The sequence below is a fragment of the Stappia sp. BW2 genome (genome assembly GCF_008107695.1).
In the GTDB taxonomy this organism is placed as follows: domain Bacteria; phylum Pseudomonadota; class Alphaproteobacteria; order Rhizobiales; family Stappiaceae; genus Roseibium.
Window position 1 is genome coordinate 239,444 of sequence record NZ_VIRG01000058.1, and the last position, 20,190, is coordinate 259,633.

Annotated in this window: 21 protein-coding genes; 19 read left to right on the forward strand and 2 right to left on the reverse strand. The window is 60.4% G+C overall.

Annotated features, from left to right (window positions below; genetic code table 11):
- Nucleotides 1-50 precede the first annotated feature (50 nt).
- From FMN63_RS09295 to ccmB, 7 genes are all read left to right on the forward strand, one after another.
- The gene (locus FMN63_RS09295) at nt 51-1,292 is read left to right on the forward strand and encodes a DUF58 domain-containing protein (protein WP_209001036.1); all 1,242 of its coding nucleotides are present in this window, start codon (nt 51-53) and stop codon (nt 1,290-1,292) included.
- Complete coding sequence (locus FMN63_RS09300) at nt 1,292-2,287, forward strand: stage II sporulation protein M (protein ID WP_148583676.1); 996 nt, start codon at nt 1,292-1,294, stop codon at nt 2,285-2,287. The genes FMN63_RS09295 and FMN63_RS09300 overlap by 1 nt, the downstream gene beginning before the upstream one ends.
- Entirely contained in the window at nt 2,284-3,207 is a 924-nt protein-coding gene (locus tag FMN63_RS09305; RefSeq protein ID WP_148583677.1) for an RDD family protein, read from the forward strand. Before FMN63_RS09300 ends, FMN63_RS09305 begins: the two co-directional genes overlap by 4 nt.
- Before the next feature lie 45 nt (nt 3,208-3,252).
- Nucleotides 3,253-4,188, forward strand: a complete 936-nt coding sequence (locus FMN63_RS09310) for a hypothetical protein (RefSeq protein ID WP_148583678.1) — start codon at nt 3,253-3,255, stop codon at nt 4,186-4,188.
- A 259-nt stretch (nt 4,189-4,447) separates the two neighbouring features.
- Nucleotides 4,448-5,230: a hypothetical protein gene (locus FMN63_RS09315; RefSeq protein ID WP_148583679.1), complete on the forward strand. Its 783-nt coding sequence runs from the start codon at nt 4,448-4,450 to the stop codon at nt 5,228-5,230.
- Nucleotides 5,231-5,421: 191 nt separating this feature from the next.
- On the forward strand, nt 5,422-6,084 hold the full coding sequence (gene ccmA / locus FMN63_RS09320; RefSeq protein ID WP_148583680.1) for a heme ABC exporter ATP-binding protein CcmA: 663 nt from the start codon (nt 5,422-5,424) through the stop codon (nt 6,082-6,084).
- Entirely contained in the window at nt 6,081-6,752 is a 672-nt protein-coding gene (ccmB, locus tag FMN63_RS09325; protein ID WP_148583681.1) for a heme exporter protein CcmB, read from the forward strand. The genes ccmA and ccmB overlap by 4 nt, the downstream gene beginning before the upstream one ends.
- Before the next feature lie 6 nt (nt 6,753-6,758).
- On the opposite strand, the gene FMN63_RS09330 is transcribed toward ccmB, so the two are convergent.
- Complete coding sequence (locus FMN63_RS09330; protein ID WP_148583682.1) at nt 6,759-7,391, reverse strand: LysE family translocator; 633 nt, start codon at nt 7,389-7,391, stop codon at nt 6,759-6,761.
- A gap of 174 nt (nt 7,392-7,565) precedes the next feature.
- Here FMN63_RS09330 and FMN63_RS09335 point away from each other — a divergent pair, with 174 nt between their 5' ends.
- The 11 genes from FMN63_RS09335 to FMN63_RS09385 all read left to right on the forward strand — a co-directional run bounded on the left by FMN63_RS09335 (nt 7,566) and on the right by FMN63_RS09385 (nt 17,760).
- Complete coding sequence (locus FMN63_RS09335; RefSeq protein WP_148583683.1) at nt 7,566-8,333, forward strand: heme ABC transporter permease; 768 nt, start codon at nt 7,566-7,568, stop codon at nt 8,331-8,333.
- Between the two features lie 5 nt (nt 8,334-8,338).
- Entirely contained in the window at nt 8,339-8,521 is a 183-nt protein-coding gene (gene ccmD / locus FMN63_RS09340) for a heme exporter protein CcmD (protein WP_148583684.1), read from the forward strand.
- The gene (locus tag FMN63_RS09345) at nt 8,518-9,138 is read left to right on the forward strand and encodes a DsbE family thiol:disulfide interchange protein (RefSeq protein WP_205513930.1); all 621 of its coding nucleotides are present in this window, start codon (nt 8,518-8,520) and stop codon (nt 9,136-9,138) included. Before ccmD ends, FMN63_RS09345 begins: the two co-directional genes overlap by 4 nt.
- 154 nt (nt 9,139-9,292) lie before the next feature.
- The gene (locus tag FMN63_RS09350) at nt 9,293-10,228 is read left to right on the forward strand and encodes an NAD-dependent epimerase/dehydratase family protein (protein WP_148583685.1); all 936 of its coding nucleotides are present in this window, start codon (nt 9,293-9,295) and stop codon (nt 10,226-10,228) included.
- A 108-nt stretch (nt 10,229-10,336) separates the two neighbouring features.
- Entirely contained in the window at nt 10,337-11,455 is a 1,119-nt protein-coding gene (locus tag FMN63_RS09355; RefSeq protein ID WP_148583686.1) for an acyltransferase family protein, read from the forward strand.
- A gap of 137 nt (nt 11,456-11,592) precedes the next feature.
- Nucleotides 11,593-12,219: a DUF6962 family protein gene (locus tag FMN63_RS09360; RefSeq protein ID WP_148583687.1), complete on the forward strand. Its 627-nt coding sequence runs from the start codon at nt 11,593-11,595 to the stop codon at nt 12,217-12,219.
- A gap of 9 nt (nt 12,220-12,228) precedes the next feature.
- Nucleotides 12,229-13,368 carry a cyclic nucleotide-binding domain-containing protein gene (locus FMN63_RS09365; protein WP_148583688.1) on the forward strand — a complete coding sequence of 380 codons (1,140 nt, stop codon included), beginning with the start codon at nt 12,229-12,231 and terminating at the stop codon, nt 13,366-13,368.
- A gap of 57 nt (nt 13,369-13,425) precedes the next feature.
- On the forward strand, nt 13,426-14,361 hold the full coding sequence (locus FMN63_RS09370) for a fatty acid desaturase family protein (RefSeq protein WP_148583689.1): 936 nt from the start codon (nt 13,426-13,428) through the stop codon (nt 14,359-14,361).
- A gap of 16 nt (nt 14,362-14,377) precedes the next feature.
- The gene (locus FMN63_RS09375; RefSeq protein ID WP_148583690.1) at nt 14,378-15,610 is read left to right on the forward strand and encodes an SAM-dependent methyltransferase; all 1,233 of its coding nucleotides are present in this window, start codon (nt 14,378-14,380) and stop codon (nt 15,608-15,610) included.
- Complete coding sequence (locus tag FMN63_RS09380) at nt 15,607-16,824, forward strand: glycosyltransferase (protein ID WP_148583691.1); 1,218 nt, start codon at nt 15,607-15,609, stop codon at nt 16,822-16,824. The genes FMN63_RS09375 and FMN63_RS09380 overlap by 4 nt, the downstream gene beginning before the upstream one ends.
- A 3-nt stretch (nt 16,825-16,827) precedes the next feature.
- Nucleotides 16,828-17,760, forward strand: coding sequence for a diacylglycerol/lipid kinase family protein (locus FMN63_RS09385; protein WP_148583692.1), 933 nt, complete (start codon nt 16,828-16,830; stop codon nt 17,758-17,760).
- Between the two features lie 15 nt (nt 17,761-17,775).
- On the opposite strand, the gene FMN63_RS09390 is transcribed toward FMN63_RS09385, so the two are convergent.
- Nucleotides 17,776-18,942, reverse strand: coding sequence for a glycosyltransferase family protein (locus tag FMN63_RS09390; RefSeq protein WP_205513932.1), 1,167 nt, complete (start codon nt 18,940-18,942; stop codon nt 17,776-17,778).
- 348 nt (nt 18,943-19,290) lie between these two features.
- On the opposite strand from FMN63_RS09390, the gene FMN63_RS09395 reads away from it, so the two are divergent.
- A complete protein-coding gene (locus tag FMN63_RS09395) occupies nt 19,291-20,064 on the forward strand; it encodes a DUF1223 domain-containing protein (protein WP_209001037.1) in 774 nt (257 codons plus the stop codon).
- Nucleotides 20,065-20,190 lie beyond the last annotated feature (126 nt).

Below are 20,190 nucleotides of genomic sequence, written 5' to 3' on the forward strand. Positions count from 1 at the left end.
GGCCGTCCAAACGACTGCTCGCCTTTGGCGCGGTGGCTCTGGCCATCTCGGTGATCACGGTTGTCACCGGGGGCGCTGCGCGTGAAATCAGCGCGGTGCCCTGGGTCGTGCTCGTGCTCCTGGTCGTCGTTGATCTGGTGCTGTCGCTTCGGCGGCCGAAGAACCTGACCTTCAACGCCCCGGCAGAGGTCTTCGTCGGCGAGACCGCAAAGCTGGAACTGGATCTTGATCGGGCCCCGCAGGGTCTGAAAGGCACAATCGACTGGCCAGAGGGCCTTGGCGGCGTCACGGAATTCGACTTTGCCCCGGCAGCGGCCGGCTCTGCCCGGGTGGAAGTTGCCTGCCGGGCGATCCGGCGCGGCGTCTGGAATGTCGATCATCTCTGGCTGATCTGGCGCTCCCGGCTCAAACTGCTGGAATTCGTGCCGAAATTGGCCGTCGGGGCAAAAATCCGCGTTGTCCCGAACATCCGGATGGTGCAATCCGGGCAGATCACCACCACGGTGCTGTCGACGCTTTACGGCGTGAAGGAAAACCGTGCCGTCGGCGAGGGATCGGAGTTCCAGCAGCTTCGCGATTTCGTTCAGGGCATGGACATCAAGACCATCGACTGGAAACGCTCCGCGCGGCGCCGCTCTCTTGTTGCCAAGGAGTTGCGCGCCGAGCGGAACCACCATGTCATCGTCGCGCTCGACAATGGCTATCTGATGCGCGAGGAGATTGGCGGCCTGCCGAAGATCGATCACGCCGTCACCGCCGCGCTTGCAACCGCCTGGGCGGCAGCCATCGGCGGCGATCTGGTCGGCTATTATTCCTACGACGTCAAACCGCGCACCTTCTCGGCTCCCACCGCTGGCCGCGCGGCATTTGCGCGGCTGCGCAGCTGGACGGCGGAGCTTTCCTATGTCAACCGCGAAACCAACCACACCCTGGCCCTGACCGAACTGAACGCCCGCACGCCCAAGCGCAGCCTTCTGATCATCTTCACCGATTTCGTGGACACGACTTCGGCTGAATTGCTGGTGGAAAACATCGGCATTCTGGCCAAGCGGCACCTGCTGATTTTCGTTGCCATCCGCGATCCGGACCTGGAACAGCTGGTGGAAACGGCGCCGGGCGATCTCGATGGCGCAGCGACGCTTGTGGCGGCCAACCAGGCGCTCAACGAACGTCGGCTGGTGTTTGAAAAACTGTCCCGCATGGGGGTCACCATCGTTGACGCCAAACCGAATGCCGTGACCGCGCGGCTGATTTCCGCCTATCTCGAAATCAAGGCCCGGGAGCTGATCTGATGGACACACAGGATCTGATACGCTCCGCCCGGTTCCGCAAGGAACGGGAAGCCGACTGGCAGAAGCTGGAAACCCTGGTCCGCAAGGCGGAAGGCAGAGGCCTTCAGCACATGGAATTCGCAGAGACCCGGGATCTCGCCTCGCTGTACCGGCAGGCGACGACTTCACTGGCGATTGCGCGCGAAATCTCGCTCGACAAGGCTCTGCTCGGCTACCTGGAAGCGCTCACGGCGCGCGCGTACCTGTGTGTTTACGCCCCGCAGGAACGGCTCGGCGGATTGCTGGGCCGCTTTTTGAGGGAAGGCGCACCAAGGGCCATCCGCCGGTCCTGGTTCTATATCCTGCTCGGGTTTCTGTGCATGGGGCTCGGCGCCCTGACGGGCTACCTGCTCTATTTCGAGAACAACGACTGGTTCTACGTGATGATGCCGTCCGAACTTGCCGGCGGCAGAGGCCCGGACGCGACCACGACTTCCCTGCGTTCGATTCTCTATGACACCGATCAGGCGAGCGGGCTCGGTGCGTTTGCGACCTATCTGTTCTCCCACAACACCCGGATCGCAATCTTCGTTTTCGGGCTTGGCGTCTTTGCCTGCGCGCCCGCCATTTTGCTGACGTTCTACAACGGCCTGTCTCTTGGCGCCTTCCTTGCCCTTCACTACGACAGGGGGCTCGGCCTCGACCTTGTTGGCTGGCTGTCGATCCATGGCGTGACGGAAATCTCAGCCATCTGCATCGCCTGCGGCGGCGGCTTGCAACTGGGAACCGCGGTGCTGTTTCCCGGCAACAGATCCCGCAGCGTTGCCCTGCGCGAAGCCGGGCACGACGCTGTAAAACTGGCGATTGTCGCGGCCATCATGCTGGTGGGGGCCGCACTTCTGGAAGGCTTCGCCCGGCAACTGGTCCAGGACCGTGACGCCCGGCTGTTCATCGGCTGGGGCATCGGCGCGCTCTGGCTATCCTGGTTCCTCCTGGGCGGGCGGAGCCGGCGATGAGAGTGCGCTTCTGGAAAAGGGCCAAAACCGACAAGCCTTCCCCTTCAACGCTGGTCCCGCCGGAAGGCGTGCCGCTGACACTGCCCATTGCAGGCATTGGCGTGCGCTTTGCGTCCCAGCTCACTGATATCGTCCTGACCGTGATAGCCGCGGTCTGCCTGGTGATCCTGCTTGGCATCATGGACCTCACGTCACCACAGACGCTGATGGCCCTCGCTGCCCTGCTGTTCTTCCTGATCCGCGTTCCCTACTACGTAATGTCCGAGCTGGCCTGGAACGGCCAGACCATCGGCAAGCGCCTGATGAAGATCAAGGTGGTCTCCCATGACGGCGGACCGCTGACCGCCCGTGCGCTTGTCCTGCGCAACATGATGAAAGAGGCGGAGGTCTTTCTTCCCGGAACACTGCTCCTGACGCTGGATTCGGCCACGCCGCTCGCCTCGCTTGCGGCCTTTTCCTGGGTCACCATGGCGTTGATGATACCGCTGTTCAACCGCTACCGGCGCAGGCTGGGTGACATGATGGCGGGCACCCACGTGATCCACCTGCCCGTGCCGGTGCTCTTGAAAGATCTGGCCAGCGAAACGGTTGCGGCCGGAACAGACCGCAAGAAATTCGTCTTCCTGTCGCACCAGCTCGACCACTATGGCGCGTTCGAGCTGCAGACACTGGAAAGCCTGCTGCGCGCCCAGAATGCACCGTCCGGAGCCGATGCAGCCCGCCAGCGCAACGCCACCCTGGAAGCTATCGTGGAGAAGATCCGCAAGAAGATCGGCTATGCCGCACCGGTTCCTCCGGTGGACCGGCTGCCGTTCCTTCAGGCGTTCTACAACGCGCAGCGGGAACATCTCGAGCAACGCCAGCTTTTCGGTGACAAACGGGAAAACAAACACTACGCCCAGTCCGGCGAAGAACGTTAGCCACGCCCCCTCACGCACTTACAGTTACCCAGTGGACCAACCAGTTTGCAGAAACAAGACAATCACTCCCTGAGGACCTATTTCCTCGACCAGGTTAACCAGAACGAGGGCGCGCGCGAAGGCTTTACCCGTCAGTCACTCGGGGTTGGCGCGCTGATAGGCGGCAGTTTTTCCATCACGTTCCGGCACCGCATGCCCGTGCTCCTGATCGGCTTCGTGATAAGTCTGCTCGGAGCATTTCTGACGATCGCAGTGGTTGACATCAACGCGGCTCTCGGTCTGGAAGGGGACGGCACCAGCGATCTGGGCGGGTACGGAGATCTTGTCACGGCCTTTATCGATGTTCTCGTATTTTCTGTCATGGCGGCCTGTCTGGCGCAGCTGACCTATGATGCGAAGCTGAACCGACCCATATCGATTACCCGCTATCTGCTGCCGGCGCTCAGGGCAAGCCCGGCGATCTGTCTGCAAAACAGCCTGCTTCTCATCTTCATATTTTTGATAGCCCTGCCACCCGTCATCGTTACCTTCAGTTTTGATTCGACACTCATCTCCCTCGTGCCGCTTGTGGCTCTACCCTTTCTTGCCCTTTGGGGATGCTCGGTCTTTCTGGTTCTGGTGCCCGCAGTCGTCATTGAGCGCGCCGGGTTCGGCGGACTGCGGCGCAGCTGGTCGCTGACGAAGACCTACCGCTGGCAAATTGCCGGGGCCCTGCTGGCGGTTTGGCTGTACTCGGTCGTGGTTGCGCTTGCCGGCGCCCTGCCGGTGGAGCTTCTCGCCAGGGAAGGACGTTACGCCTTTGCCCCGCAGGCGGGGCTTTTCGCCGGACAAGGACGTTTCGCCTGGGCCCTGCCCGTCTATGCAGCAACCAACGCGCTGGCAAACGGGCCACTCGCAATTCTGGCCTCACTGGTCTACGTACGGCTGCGCGAAATCAAGGAAGGCACCAGTGTCGACCAGGTTGCCGACGTTTTCGACTGAGTGCCAGGAGCCTTTTTTGCCCTCCAGACCCGTTTGAGGGCTGTTGCAGAAGAATTTATCGTGGATAACCGCAATTTGGCGTGCCCTTGTCGGATGGCTGACAAGATGTTCGCACAATCAGAGTTTCACGGTTTTCGGACGGTCCATGGCCTCTGGCGGATAGTATTCGTCCCGCTTGGCGTGCATTTCCTGTTGGCATATGAGCTGAATTTGGATAACCGCTTTTTGAAAAACGATTGAAAGATTACGGAGCAATTGAATGAGCGACACAACTCTAGGTCAACCCAAAGCTTCCCTCGGTGTAGGCACCCTGGTCGGCGAAACTTTTTCTATCCTCTTCAAGCATTTCATCCAGGTTGTCATCGTCGGTTTCGTACCGAGCCTTTTCGGCTTTCTGATTTCCGGCCTTCTGGTCGGCTTCGGTGAAGCGCTTGGCATACGGCAGCAGGATTTCTCCGGCGGCGGCAGCATTGTTGCCAACGTTCTTTCGGTCCTGGTCAGCATGGTGGTCTATTCCATCACCACCGCCCTTCTGGTCCAGCTTGCCTATGACGCCAAGCTTTCGCGCCCGGTGCGTCTCGGCCGCTATTTCGGCCCGGCGCTGAGCACAGTTGTGCCGCTGGCCATCCTCACGATCGTTGTCACGATCCTGGTCGGTATCGGCATGGCCTTCCTGGTCATTCCGGGTCTTTGGGTCTATGCAGTGTTCGCCGTCATGGCACCGGCTGTCGTGATCGAACGCGCAGGTTTCGGCGGCCTCAGCCGCAGCAAGTATCTCACCAAGGAATACCGCTGGCCGATCGCAGGCGCGCTGGTGCTGGCCATCATCTGCGCCAGCATCCTCAACCTCGTCGCGCTGTTCGTCGTCGGCCTCATCGCCGCGGCCGGCTCCATCGGCATGGTCATCGGCGTCGTCCTGTTTGCCGCCATCTCCACTGTCGGCGCAGGCTTCCTGAGTATCCTTGTCGCACTGATCTATGCGCGCCTGCGGGAAATCAAGGAAGGCGTCAGCGTCGACCAGATCGCGGCCGTCTTCGACTGATCGCTCAGGAACGCTGGCTATCAGCCTTGCGTCTCCAAATTTGTCCGCCCGACGGGTCAGGACATCGAAACACCCGGGGCCTGCCCCGGGTGTTTTGTCTTTGAGCAAGGACAAGGCGGGGAATTTTCCTTGCATCATAACAGGGCAGCCAACTAACAAGGTTCAACCCAATCTGCCGTCGGAGCATTCCCCTGAAACTGATTGCCGAAAACCTGACCATTGACCGCGGCGGACGCCGGGTGTTTCAGGACCTGTCGTTCGCGCTTCCCTCCGGCACCGCGCTGGTCGTGACGGGGGCGAACGGTATCGGCAAGTCTTCCCTGCTGCGCACGCTGGCGGGTCTTGTTGTCCTTGCCGGCGGAACCTTGCGGCTGGAAGACGGCGAGGATGACCGGCTGCCAGCCGAACACGCGCACTATTTCGGCCACCAGAACGCGGTCAAGGCAGCGCTTTCCGTGCTGGAAAACCTCTCGTTCTGGCAGGGCTTTACTTCACCTGTCACGACATCAGCCTACCAGGCGACCGCGCTGTCTCCAGAAGCCGCGCTCGATCTGCTCGGCATTGGCCACACGATTGACCTGCCGGCAGGATTTCTGTCCGCCGGCCAGACCAGGCGCCTGGCCCTTGCCCGGCTTCTGGTGACCCCGCGCCCGATCTGGCTGATGGATGAACCGACATCAGCCCTCGACAAGGCATCGGAAGGCCAGCTTCTGGACCTGATGAACGGACATCTGGCTGCCGGTGGCCTGATCGTGACCGCAACCCACACCGAACTGGCCCTTGCCAAAACCAGCATCCTGCATCTGCGCACCACCGATCCCGTTTTCCCGGAAGAGGAGGATCTGCCCGCATGAGTTCCTGGGCTGCAGTTCTGTTTCGGCGGGATCTTCGGTTGTCGGTGCGCGTCGGCGGCAGCGCGCTGGTCGGCGTATTGTTCTTCCTGGCCGTTGTCACCGTCATACCCTTCGGCGTCGGACCGGACCTGAACCTGCTGTCGCGCATCGGTCCCGCCATCTTGTGGATCGGCGCGCTTCTGGCGACCCTGCTTGGCCTGGACCGGCTGTTTCAGGCCGACCGGGAGGACGGCACGCTGGACCTGATGCTGATGGCCGGGCGTCCGCTGGAACTTCTGGTGCTGATCAAATGCCTGGCCCATTGGGTCGCAACCGGTCTGCCGCTGGTGATTGCCGCCCCCTTGCTCGGCATCTTTCTCAATCTCGACCCTGTCGCCACGGGCTCCGTCACGCTGACCCTGCTGGTCGGCACGCCTGCGCTGACGCTGATCGGCGCCATCGGCGCGGCTCTCACCGTCTCCCTGCGCCGCGGCGGCCTGCTACTGGCCGTTTTGGTGATACCGCTGGCCATTCCCGTGCTGATCTTTGGCGTCAGCGCTGCGGACGCCGCCATTCACGACCCCGTGCCGTTCCTGACGCCGTTCCTCATCCTGTGTTCGCTGTCCTTGATCGCAGCGGTGATAGGCCCGCTTGCCGCCGCCGCCGCGCTCAGGTTTGCTGGCGATTGACGCCGCCTAGTTACGTCCACTCAGGGCAAGACGGCAGGCAAGACCTGCAAAGACGGTCGCCAGCAGATATTGGGGCAACTTCGGGAAACGCGTGAGACCGGCAAGACGGCTGCGGATGTGTCCGCCAAGCAGAACGACTGAACCGTTCACCAGAAATCCGATGCCGTTGATGACGGACGCCAGAACAAGCATCTGAGCGGTCAGCGACCCGCCGTCGACGGAAATGAACTGCGGAAACAGAGCCAGCACGAACAGCGCCATCTTCGGATTGAGAAGATTGGTTGCCAGACCTTCCAGGAAAATGCGCCGGCCGCTGAGACGCTTCAGACCACTCACCGGCGCCAGGGCCACTCCTTCCGAGCGGAGGGCCTTCCAGGCGAGGTAAAGCAGATAGGCGCATCCCGCCCAGCGAATCGCCTCATAGGCAGCCGGCACCGTCGTCAGAAGCTGCGACAGGCCCATGGCCGCCGCAAGCGCATGACAATAGGTGCCCAGCGCGATACCCGCATAGGTGAGGAAGCCCGCGGCTTTTCCCTGGCTGATGCTGCGCGAGGCAATGAGCAGCATGTCGGGACCCGGCGTGGCGGTCAGAACCAGCGAAGCGGCGGCAAATACAAATAGGGTGGAAACATCCGGCATGATCAGATCCTTGAAGTGGAAGCCGGAACACCCCTTTACCAGCATTGGCCGCAAACACAACTCGCAATTTAATCCGCCCGATCACCCATTTGCGTACATGCTTGATACTGCGCAAAGCGCACTGCGGCATACTCATCCATTGAAGCGGGCAACGCTCTCGATTAGAACGGTTCCATGGCAATTTGGGATTATGCAAATCCGACGCGATTTTTGAAGCTGGTGCAGGTGGTTCTGCCCTGGCTCATCGGCCTGTGCGTCATCACGTTCGCCGCAGGGCTCTACATGAGTTTCTTCGTTGCGCCGGAGGACTATCAGCAGGGCGACACCGTACGGATCATGTATATCCATGTGCCGGCCGCCTGGCTCAGCATGATGTGCTATTCCATCATGGCACTGTCTTCTCTCGGAACGCTCGTCTGGAAGCACCCGCTGGCCGATGTTTCGGCGAAGAGCGCGGCACCCATCGGCGCGGCCTTCACCTTCATGGCGCTGGTGACGGGATCGCTCTGGGGCAAGCCCATGTGGGGCACTTACTGGGTGTGGGATGCGCGGCTGACCTCGGTTCTGGTTCTCTTCATCATGTATCTGGGTCTGATGACGCTTTGGCGCACGATGGAAGACCCCATCAAGGCCGGCAAGGCGGCGGCTGTGCTGACGCTCGTCGGCGCGCTGAACCTGCCGATCATCAAGTTTTCGGTCGACTGGTGGAACACGCTGCATCAGCCGGCCAGCGTCATACGCATGGACGGCCCGACCATTCACCCCGACATCCTCTGGCCCCTGCTGGTCATGGCGCTCGGCTTTACGCTGCTGTTCTTCGTGCTGCACCTGATGGCAATGCGCAACGAGATCCTGCGCCGCCGCGTGCGTGCCTTGCGCCTGCGTGCCGCCAGCGCCGCCCAGCCGGGCACGGCGGCTGCAACGGCACAGCCTGCGGAGTAACTCTCATGGATCTAGGCCCACACGCTGGCTTCATCTGGGCCTCCTACGGCCTTTGTCTCCTGACCGTCCTCGGCCTGATTGCCTGGGTCCGGATCGACAAGGCGCAGCAGGAAAAAGCCCTCAAGGACCTGGCTGCCCGGGGCATCGCGCGTGCCCGGTCGGCTGGCGAAGGAAAAGCAGACTCATGACGTCCAACGATACCAGTGCCGGACAAGCCGAGCCCCAGGCACCGAAACGCGGGTTCCCGGTTCTGGTGCTTCTGCCGCTGGTGGTGTTTGCCGGCCTTGCCGCCCTGTTCCTGTTTCAGTTGACCCTTGGCGGCGACCCTCAGAAAATTCCCTCCGCGCTGATCAACAAGCCGGCGCCGGAATTCGACCTGCCACCGGTCGAAGGTCTGACCAGGGGTGATACCGCCGTTGCCGGTTTTTCCCGGCAGGATCTCAACGGCAAGATTTCCGTCGTCAACGTGTTCGCCTCCTGGTGCGTTCCCTGCCGCCAGGAACACCCGCTTCTGGAAGATCTTGCCAAGGTCGAGGGCATTCAGCTTCTCGGCATCAACTACAAGGACAAGCCGGAAAACGCGCGCCGGTTTCTGGGCAGCCTCGGAAACCCCTATCAGCGCGTTGGTGCAGATACCGGCGGTCGCACGGCCATCGAGTGGGGTGTCTACGGCGTTCCGGAAACCTTCGTCATCGATGCGGACGGCATGATCCGGTACAAGTTCATCGGCCCGCTGAGCCTTGAAACCTATCAGGAGGTCTTCCTGCCCGAACTGCGGAAGATCATGGCCGGCGACAAGTCCTGAGCCTGCGAATGTCGGAAACCTCGCTAGACTGGTCTTGATACCACCTGTCTCGGTGAGTGCCCGGTTTCTTCAGCCCTGCCGCATTTACAAATGCCTCCGCGACCGCTCTAACATCCGGAACATTTTTTAAACGCCGTTTGCGAAGAGGCCTGTCTTGAAAGTTCTTGTGATTGGCGGCTGCGGGTTCATCGGCTCTCACGTGGTGGACAAGTGCGTGCAAGAAGGCCTTTCGGTGCGGGTGATGGACACCCGGCCGGAACTCTACCGACCACCGCTCCCGGACGTCGACTACGTGTTTCAGGACCTGTCCGATCATCACCGGCTTGCGGACGCCTTGTCAGGTGTGGACGCCGTGGTGCATCTGGCAAGCACGACTGTTCCCTCGACATCGAACCTTGATCCGGCGGCGGATATCTCCGGCAACCTTATTCCAACGGTGCGTCTTCTGGAGGCCATGCGGGCAAGCGGCACGCGAAAACTGGTCTTCTTCTCCTCCGGTGGCACGGTCTACGGCATTCCGTCCCAGGATCCAGTGCCGGAAGACCACCCGCTGAACCCGATTTCCTCCTATGGCATCGTCAAGGCAGCGATTGAACAGTACCTGCGCATGGAACAGCAGCTCCACGGGCTGGAGTTCGTCGCGCTGAGGCCGGCGAACATCTATGGACCACGCCAGGCGCAGGTCGGCCTGCTTGGCGTGATCGGAACCTACCTGCGGAAGGTGGCGGAAGACGAGCCCATTGAAATCTGGGGCGACGGCAGCGTCGTGCGCGATTTCGTTCACGTCGAGGATGTAGCCAGCCTGTGCCATCGGGCACTGAGCTCCAACACCACCGGCAGCTTCAACGCCGGAAGTGGCGAGGGCACGTCCATTTCACAGATCGTCGAGATCATCGGTCAGACCACAGGCCATCCCCTGCAACCGGTCTACAAGCCGGGCCGGAACTTCGATGTGCCAAGGGTGGTGCTTGATATTGCCAGGGCACGGACGGCTTTCGGCTGGCAGCCCGTTGTATCGCTTCAGCGCGGCATCCGGGAAACCTGGGATTGGGTGAGACAGCACCGCGCCTTGATGGACCAGCAAGTTTGACTGGCCGGGACAGACCTTTTCACAACATTAAGCCATCATAAATCGACACCGATTTAGATAAAGCAGGGCTTCGGGTCCTTATTGCCCCAGGGGAAAAGGGAAATTCTGATGAACGGAACCGGCAGCGCGGCAAAAGTTCGGCTGGAACAACTTACCGGACTGCGCTTTTTCGCTGCCTTGCTGGTGTTCGGAGTGCATTTCCGCTGGGACACGAGCGGCGACTTCGTCAAGACCATTGCGGAACAGGGCTACGTCGGCGTCTCGTTCTTCTTCATGCTGTCCGGCTTCGTGCTGACGCAGTCCTACAAAACGAGAATCCTGACCGGCGCGATTTCTTTCCGCAGATACTTCCTGCTCCGGATCGCCCGCCTGACACCCTTGCATTTCCTCACCGGCCTGCCGTTTCTCTACTTCTCGATCATGCAGGTTCAGGCGATCTATTCCGAAGAATTCAGCGTTATCAAGACGGTCCTCAACCTGACCTATCTGCAAAGCTGGATTCCCGTCTCGTCGATCTATTTTTCCCTCAACGCACCGTCCTGGTCGCTGTCGGACGAGATGTTCTTCTATCTGTGTTTCTTTGCCCTGGTCGCGCTCTCACCGCGCAAGCTGCTTGCGGCAACGCTGGGGCTTGGCCTTGTGGTGATTGTCTCCGCCCTTCTTGTTCAGGTTTTCCTGGGCGACGTGATCTTCTTCGGCAAATATCCGTTCTCCCATTGGCTGTTCTACATCTTTCCCGGCTTCCGCATTCTCGAGTTTCTGGTCGGCATGGTGCTGCACGAAGTCTGGCGCCGCGGCTTCCGGCTGCCCGGCGTGGTTCAGCCGGTCAGCTATCTTCTGTTGTTCCTGACCATGTGGCTGGCACCGGATGTACCGGACCCGTTCCGCTATTCCCTGTTCTACCTGCCGGTGATCACGCTGTTCTTCTACGCCCATCTGACGGAAGGCAGCGTGCTCACACGGGCATTTGCCTCTCGCCCACTCGTGCTCTTGGGCAATGCGTCTTTCGCCTTTTACCTGGTCCACCAGCCGTCACTTCACCTGATGAACCTCTTCCTGAGGCCAGCCATCCCGGCAGATGTCATTTTCTTTCCGGTTTCGCTGTGCATTACCGCTGCGTTTTCGATCTTCCTCTACCGGATTTACGAGATGCCGGCAGAGCGTGCCTTGAAGGCCTGGGTCAACGGCAAGAGACCCGCTTCAGCACCGAACAAGACGGTGCCCTGATCCTTCAAGAATCTGATCCCCAAGAGGCAAACCGTTTAACAGTATCTCAATGCTGACGGCGGATTATTGCGACCAACTAACGCCTATCAGATCGCCAGCCGCCACAGGCCAGATTGGCACCAACCACGAGTAATCCGTTGCTTTCCGAATTAGCCCTTTCCGCCCTGACAGACGTGATCCTGGCGTGCGAGCTTTTTTTCCTCGCTGGCCTCAGCTTTCGCCCAGGTGTTCAGCCGTTGTCTCCCGCCTGGATCTGGGCTCTGACACTGGCCCTGATCGGACTGGCCTCAATGCTGGGTGCGATTGATCATGGCTTCTTCGAAGCCATCGGCCACGAAGGGCACCGCCCGTTCGTGATCGCCACCCGGATCGTCATTGTCCTGGGCAGTCTCAGCATGATTGTCGCGGCCAGCTTTCAGTACCTCTCCGCCCCACTGCGTCTGGGATTTGTGGTCGCAGGCGCCTTGGGCGCACTCTGGCCGGTCTTCATGATCCTGACCTCCGACGATTTTCTGTCCGTAATCCTCTATTACTCTGCAGGTCTTGTTTTCCTGCTTGTGCTCAGCCTCATTCATTTCAGCCAGAACAGCGGCACGCTGGCGATGATCGCCGGCATTCTGCTGACACTGGGCGTGTCTGCGATGATCCCGATGCAAAGCCCGGGCTTCTGGGGCCTTGGCCTTTATGGCAGCTACCATGTTCTGCTGATGCCAATCGTCGTGCTTTTGTATTTCGGCGGCCGCTGGTTCAGGACCACAAGGTAGGGCAACCGCATGCAGAGCGCTTCCACACCATTTGAAGAAGAGGTCCAGGAAACGGACGATCTTCAGGCGATCTTCGAGAAGATGACGGAGTTCATGCCGCGACGGGTCGCCGAAGCGGTTCAGGCGGCCTCACGCAAGGTGCCGGTCGCGGCTCATCAGGACGTTATCGTCGAGGGGGAGACCAGCGACGCGCTCTACATCGTTCTGGATGGCACCTTCGGCATTTACCGCAAGGGCGACGGTACGGCCTCGGACCACCGTGTTGCGGAAATCGGGCCCGGGCAGCCCTTTGGCGAAATGGCTCTTCTGGACGGCGAACCACGTTCTGCGACGGTGCGCTCGGAAACAGGCGGTGCCGTGCTTGAAATCGAGCCGGATCGGATCCTCGAGCTTTCTGACGGGGAAGCCAGACTTGCCGAGTTCAAGGGCGCTCTGGCCTCCTTCGTCACCCGGCGCATGCGCGCTTCCACGCAAGAGCACGTGGCCGCGCTGCAGCGCGAACTGGATCTTCGAAACGAACAGCAGCAATTCGGCAAGTTCTTCGTCTACTCGCTGATCATGATGTGTATCGGCACGTTGGTGAACAACGTACTTGCGCGGACCATCGTCCATGTGGATGTCTACACCGAGGTCTTCGCTTGGCAGTATCTCGCCGTCCTGCTGGTACCCAGCCTGTTCGTCATCCGGCACATGGGCATTTCGGTCGCGTCACTCGGGATAACCACCGTCGGCTTGAAGAAATCCCTCATTGAGGGGGCGATCTTTTCCGCCGGGCTGTGCATCTTCGCCTGGGGTCTGGCGGCCGTACTCAAGTCCTTCGACGCGCTTCCCGGCAAACCGCTGCCGTTCAACCTCCTGGGAACCCTGAGCTACTTCCTTCACAGTGCGCTGCAGGAGATCATCGCAAGAGGCTTCTTGCAGTCTTCCTTCCAGCGGTTTCTGGGTGACAAGGGCAAATGGCGCTCGGTTCTGCTCGCGTCGATCCTGTTCGGAATGTTTCACCTGCATTTCGGCATTCCGGCCGTCCTGATGACCATTGGCACAGGCTTCATTTTCGGCTGGATCTACATCCGGCATCAGAACATCGCCAGCGTGATACTCATTCATTACATGATGGGTGTCGCGGCGTTCAATACTGGCTTGATCTGAGATGCGAGCCTAAGCTAGTGCTGCTGGCTTGACCCTATCGCACGAGGTTGGATATCCATGATTGCCCGTGATTATTTCATACCTCGACCCGCCATCTATTTCCGCGATTTCGGTATTTACCTGGCACTCTTCGCCATCGGGTTCTTTTGGGGTGTGAACGCGTCCTGGCCCATGGTCATCCTGCCCTGGCTGCTGGCGACCTTCGGCCTCCACCGGGCGGGCCTTTTCTGCCACGAGATCGTTCATATCAAGGACGAAAAGCTGCGCAGCTTCCGGACCTTCTACACCTGGACGGTGGCGCTGATCGTCATGGTTCCGCCGCTGCGGTTTCAACTGCCGCATCTGGCCCATCATCGGCTCGGCATATTCGGTACACCGGAAGATCCGCAATACCCGCTGGTGCGCGGCAATCCGTTTGCCATGACCATGGTTCTGCTGGTCATTCCCTTTGTGGTGCCCTTCACCAATCTTCTGATGACGATAACCGCCGCCTTCGGCGCGTTCCGACTGGAAGCGGCGCTCGACCGCTGGGCAACAGAGAAGCTCGGCTTTTCGCTCAGCTCGTCGCTGACCCCGGAACAGCAGGCTGAAGTGAGCCGGCACGCCCGGGTCACGCTCACGCTCTTTGTTGCCGCAATCATCTTCTTCCCCGGCGCGCTGCCTTTCTATTATGCAGTGCTGGTTCTGGGATGGGCGCTTCTGACCGCGCGCATTCCGCTGGAACACGAGCTGGAACGCCTGGCCGAAACCTCCGGCCGGGAAGACCAGATGATCGACAGTTTCACGATCGAGTCGCCTCTGGCTCTGATCGTGCAGCCCGTGGGCTTTCGCTATCATACGGCACATCACATGTACCCCGGTGTGCCCTATCACAATCTGCCCGCGCTCCACGACGAGCTGAAGCGGACCATGCCGGAGTACAGGGACAGCATCATTTCGATTTGGACTGCGATCAGCGGGCCCAAGCGCCGTCCTGCCGATTCTCTTCGTTGATTCAGAAAGCCCACCGATGAAAGACGTTATCCGCCAGCTTGCAGAAGCCATGTCTGCGGCTTCTCCTGACGCACAGTTCCAGGTTCGCTATTGGGACGGAACCGGCTTCTCCATCGGGACAGAGCCGGAGTTCATCCTGATTTTCAAGAACGAACGGGCGCTTTCCAGGGTGCTTTCGGATGCCTTCATGGGCTTTGGCGAGAGCTACATGCTGGGCGACATCGAAGTGGAAGGCGACATCAAGAAGCTCTTCTACCTGGGCTTTGCCATCGACTTCGCGGAACGGCCCATGTCGCTGATGCTGCGGCTCAAGCTGGCGTTTCATTTCCTGCGCGCACGTAACACCATCGCCCGCTCGCGCGAGAACATTTCCTTCAGCTACGACATCGGCAACGAGTTTTACGAGATCCTGCTCGGAAAGGGCATGATCTACACCTGCGCCTATTTCACCTCGCCGGACAACACGCTGGACGAAGCCCAGAACAACAAGCTGGAACTGGTTTGCCGCAAGCTGTGCCTGAAGCCCGGCGAACATGTTGCCGATCTCGGTTGCGGCTGGGGTGGGTTCCTGATGTATGCCGCCGAAAACTACGGCATCACCGGTGTCGGCTTCACCATTTCGGCGGAACAGCGCGACTATGCAATTCAGAAGATTGCCGAGCGCGGCCTGTCCGACAAGATCGAGATCCGCCTGAAGGACGCCCGCGAGGCGGATGGTCTTTACGACAAGGTTGCCTCGATCGGCATGGTCGAGCACATGGGCAATGCCCAGATCGCACCGGTCTTCGAACGGATCGCCCACATCCTCAAGCCGCAGGGCCTTGCCTTCGTGCACACGATCGGCAACGAGATCCCCCGGCCAATCGACCCATGGATCGACAAATACATCTTCCCCGGAACGCAGGCCTCCCCGCTGACAACCATGGTCGAGGCCGCCGGCAACAATGATCTCTACATGATCGACCTTGAGAATATCCGGCTGCATTATCCGCCGACGGTCAAATACTGGCTCGCCAATTTCGACGCCAACATCGACCGTATCCGCGAGATGTATGACGACACCTTCGTCAGAAGCTTCCGGCTGTACCTGGAAGTGGCAAGCTCCTCCTTCAGCTGGGGCGACAACCGGCTGTACCATCTGCTGATGACAAAGGGGCTGAACAACGATGTCCCGATGACACGCGAGCATCTGGTTCTGCCCAAGTCCGGCACCAGCCCGGTCGGTACATCTTCAGAAGGTGGTGCATGACGGATCCCGTCCATGTGGCAGTGATCTATACGGACGCAGGCGGTGGCCACAGGGCCAGCGCCTTTGCGCTGAAAGCGTGCCTCGAAGGATCCGGCAGATACAGGGTCAGCCTGATAAACCCCTACACCTCGCTGATCCCGCATCTCGACCTCTTCAACCGCTTGGGCTCACGCACAGGCGAGAATATCTATAACGAAGTCATCTTGCGTCAGGGGCGCACGGGCCTCACCTGCTGGCTTTTCTATGCGGCCCTGCGCCTGAACTATGTGTTCTGCGAACCGCCTGCCATCAAGATCCTGGCGCGGCACTTTGAAGAGATCCGCCCGGATGTCGTGCTGTCAGTCATGCCGCTCGGCAACCGGGTAATGCTGGAAGCCCTGAAACGCTACCGCGCCACCATTGACGAAGGTCTTCTGCCCGAAGGCGCTGTCATGATCACGGACTGGGCGGAGCTGGCGAAGGGCGTCTGGTTTCCCAACCGCGCAGACTATCATGCAATTTGCGGCACGCAGGATGCCGTGCGCAATGCAGAAAAACTGCCGAAGCTTGCCGGCAAGGTCCATGCGATGGGCGGCTTGCTGGTCCGGCCGGAATTCACCGACCCGGCCCAGCGCGCCGGCAAGCAAGCGCTGAACCTCGATCCTGCCAGACCCGTTGTGACCGTCCTTTATGGTGCCCAGGGCAGCATGCGGATGATCGAGCTGGCGCAGGCAATGCGCGACGTTCCGCATAGCGCGCAAGTGGTGTTTCTGTGTGGCCGGAACGAAGCGCTTGCCGATGAACTGCGCTCCATGGACCTGCCGTATCCGGTTCAGGTTCTCGGATTTACCGACAAGGTTGCGCAATTTCTTTCCGCCAGCGATCTCTTCATCGGCAAACCCGGTCCGGGCAGCACAAGCGAGGCCATGGCGCTTGGCTTGTCCATGCTGCTCGACAAAAGCCTGGCGCTGCCGCAGGAAGCGGCCGTCCTGCGCCATGTGATAAAGACAGGCGCCGGGCAGGCCTTTTCGACATCTGCCGATTTTAGCGAGCACTTCAGGAAAGCCATCTCCGCCATCGAGACCGGCCAATCACGGCAGCCGATTGCCGCCAACACCTCGCCCACCGACATCCTGCAGATCATGGACCGCATCGCCGCTTCCCGCGTCCCGGTCGCAGACACTTTGCGGCCGTCCGATGACGTGCCGCACACCCGGCACGTGTCCAGAGCCTGATCGATGCCTGCCGACGATCAGGGCCCCGCGATGAGAGGCAAGAGCTCGCAAGGGCAGGGCCATAAGATCCGGGTCGTCTACAACCCTCGCACCGGGCACAAGCGCAAGAACCGCTTCCGGACTGTCTTGTCTCTGCTTGAAGCAGGCGGACACACCTGCGAGATCCTGACCACGAGAGGAGCAGGCGATGCCGCTCGTTTCGTGCGGGAAACAACTTCAGATGATGCCGATATTCTGGCAATTGCCGGCGGAGACGGCACGATCAATGACGCGATCCAGGGCGCCGGCCCTCAGACACCGCCGCTCGGCCTCATTCCGCTCGGAACAGCAAATGTGCTGGCCCACGAACTTGGCATCGGCACGGAGCCACGCCGGATTGCAAGTTGCCTCACGGAAGCGCAGGTCCTCAAGGTCCAGCCCGGTCTGATCAACGGTCACCGTTTCATGATGATGACCGGCATCGGGCTCGACGCCCAGGTGGTGGCGGACCTGAACCGTGCGACAAAGACCCGGTTTGGCAAGGCTGCCTATCTGATCGAGGTATTCCGCACCCTACGGCACTGGCCCTGTCCGCCGCTGGATATCCGATTGGACGGAGAAACCCGGAAGGCTGCCACGCTGATCATTAGCCGCGGCAAACGGTATGGCGGCACATTTGTTCTTGCGCCGCACTGCGACCTCGCAACCCCGTCGTTATGCGCAACACTTTTTCCTGCCGGTGGCTCCCTGTCGGTCTTCGGACGGTTCTTGCTGATACCGGCAGGTCTTCTCCTGCTGCTTGGGCTCGCAGTTCAGCGCCCTGTTCGGACAGTCGAACTCCTGGGTCCGGTGGGCGACCCGATACAGGCCGACGGCGACATCGTTGCTCATGTTCCCGCGCAGATTTCGATCTGTGACCAGACGATCAGGCTTTGTGTTCCAAAGCCACTACGCTGAAACGACGCCTGACGCTCAGCCCCGGCCTCCCAGCCCGGCAAGACAGGCCAGCCGGCGACAGGCACTCATCCAGTCGAAATCCTCACGCGCGGCAACCGGCGACTCCGGCAGTGTCTTCAAGGCGTGTTCCAGCGCCTCGATGGCGCCCTCCAGTTCGGTGTAGAAATGCGCGTTGGGATAAGCCTTGTAGGGAAGGTTGCCCGGACAATCGGGCAAAATGACATGCCGTCCGGCGACAAGTGCATCGGCGGTGGCCGTGCAGAGGATTTCACTGCGGGACGGGTTCACCATGATGCGGTAGCGTCCGATATCGGACCAGAACCGGCGGTTAGGCCCGAGGAACCGCAAATCCGCGCCCTCCTTCCGTGCAAAGGCGCGAAACGCTGCTTCATCCCGGCCTCCGCCGATGACATCGATGGACTTGCCGGCACGCGCGGCGATACGGGCCAGGTCGTCCAGTCCCTTTTCCCAGAGGAGCGCCCCCAGAAAATAGATGCCTTCCGTCTCGTCCGTCACGAGTGGCACCTGCGCATAGCCGGGCATGACGCCGGTCACCCGTTCCACCGGCATGGTGACGCCCGGCAGGGTCAGCGCCGGAGACAGGCTGAGAGGCAGATCGATGCGCAGCCGCAGGGCGCGTCCGTGAAGATAGGACACCAGCCGTGCCAGACTGCTGGCAAACGGCAACCCGGACATGCGGATGTAGGTTTCGTAATCGGTCATGCAGAGACCGATAGTCTTGTCCGCGCGAATGCCCTTACGCCCCGTCGTTACCGGATACCAGCACAGGTGCTCCGGTTCGCTGGCGACCAGGCACCGGGCCGGTGGCGCGGCGCGGTAGACGTCCTCCATTGGAACGATCGACCCCATGCCTGCAACGTACCGCGCGCGGTACGGCCGGCAGTCCGGCAGCTTGTAGGGCCCGAAAGACTCAAGCTCGGCCTGAAGCCAGGCAAGCTGTTCCTCAAAATCGGCAAAGCGCGCCTCGCCCCAAAGGCGCCGCTGCGAGTTTGCGTCGAGCCAGGGAAGAACATAGACGACACGATAGCCAAGGGCTGTCAGACCGCAGGCATGCCACAGCGAGATAAAGGAGGGGCCGGTCATCCAGGGAAGTGCGGCGCTTGTCAGAACCGCAAAGTCACAGACCTCATGACCTTTGTTTTGTTCACCAGGCAGGGGCACTTGTCTCCAGTGTCAACGGGCAGGACTACGGACCGAACCCGGCCGCGACCTGGCAGACTAAGCGATAAATGCCAAGCATGACACGCGATAACAGCTTGGTGCAGGCCATCAAAACACATGTTTCTCGGTCCCGGACAATCCACCTTGGCCTGATCAGACAGCCAGCCCGGCCGAAATGCCGATATCCGCGCCGGATGCTATTTTCTGAAGGTCAGCCCCCGCCAAATGGTGAAGCCCTGTCACAAACGCGCGAATTGCGACGTCTATTGGCAAAGTCACCGGCTCGTGACTTTCGGTTGAGTGCACGATTGCATATTTTGGAAGCACTCGAACAAGGATATGAACCAAATGGTGGGATCGTTCTCCCGGAAGGTCGGCAAGGCCCTCCGAACAGCGTTTTTTGTAACCGGCGGAATAGTTGCCCTGTCCGCTCCGATGAACAGCGCTCTGGCACAGCCCGAAAAGGTCATTGAACTGTTTACCAGTCAGGGTTGCTCCTCCTGCCCTCCGGCAGACCGGCTGGCGGAAAAGCTCGTGGACGAGGACAACGATGTCCTGACCTTGCTGCTGCCCGTCGACTACTGGGATTATCTCGGCTGGAAGGATACGCTCGCAAGCCCCGTCAACTCTCAGCGCCAACGCGCCTATGCAGCCCGGCGCGGCGACCGGTCGGTCTACACCCCTCAAATGGTGATCAACGGCGAAGAACATGTCGTTGGCAGCCGAGAGGGTGACGTCAGAGCTGCCTTGGCACGAACGGAGCCCTTCACCGCCACAATCGATCTGAAGATTACTGACATGGTTGTTCAGGCGACGGTGAACGGCACTCTGCCACGGGGCTACACCATGGCGACGGTCTATTTCCTGCGCATGCAGGATGAAGCGCTGGTCGATATCGGCCGTGGCGAAAATGCCGGCCGCAAGGTGCGTTACGTCAACGTGGTGCGCAACCTGCAGCCCATGGGAATGTGGTCCGGCGGCCAGGAAACCTTCCGCATGCCCAAGTCCAAGCTGATGCTCAAGGGCGATGCCCGTTGCGCGATTGTCGTGCAGCTTGAAAACCCCGATGGCCCTGGCCGGATCATTGGTGCAGCCATGATGAACAAGAGCGGCGGTCTGTGAACCGCCTCTTTTGGTGTGACCAAATATCAATTCCCTCTGAAAATCAGGGTATTTGCCTTCGAAGCCGGGTTGTAACACCGGAGAAAACTGCTACCCCTTGCCCCGTTCGGCCAGCCTTTGGACCGT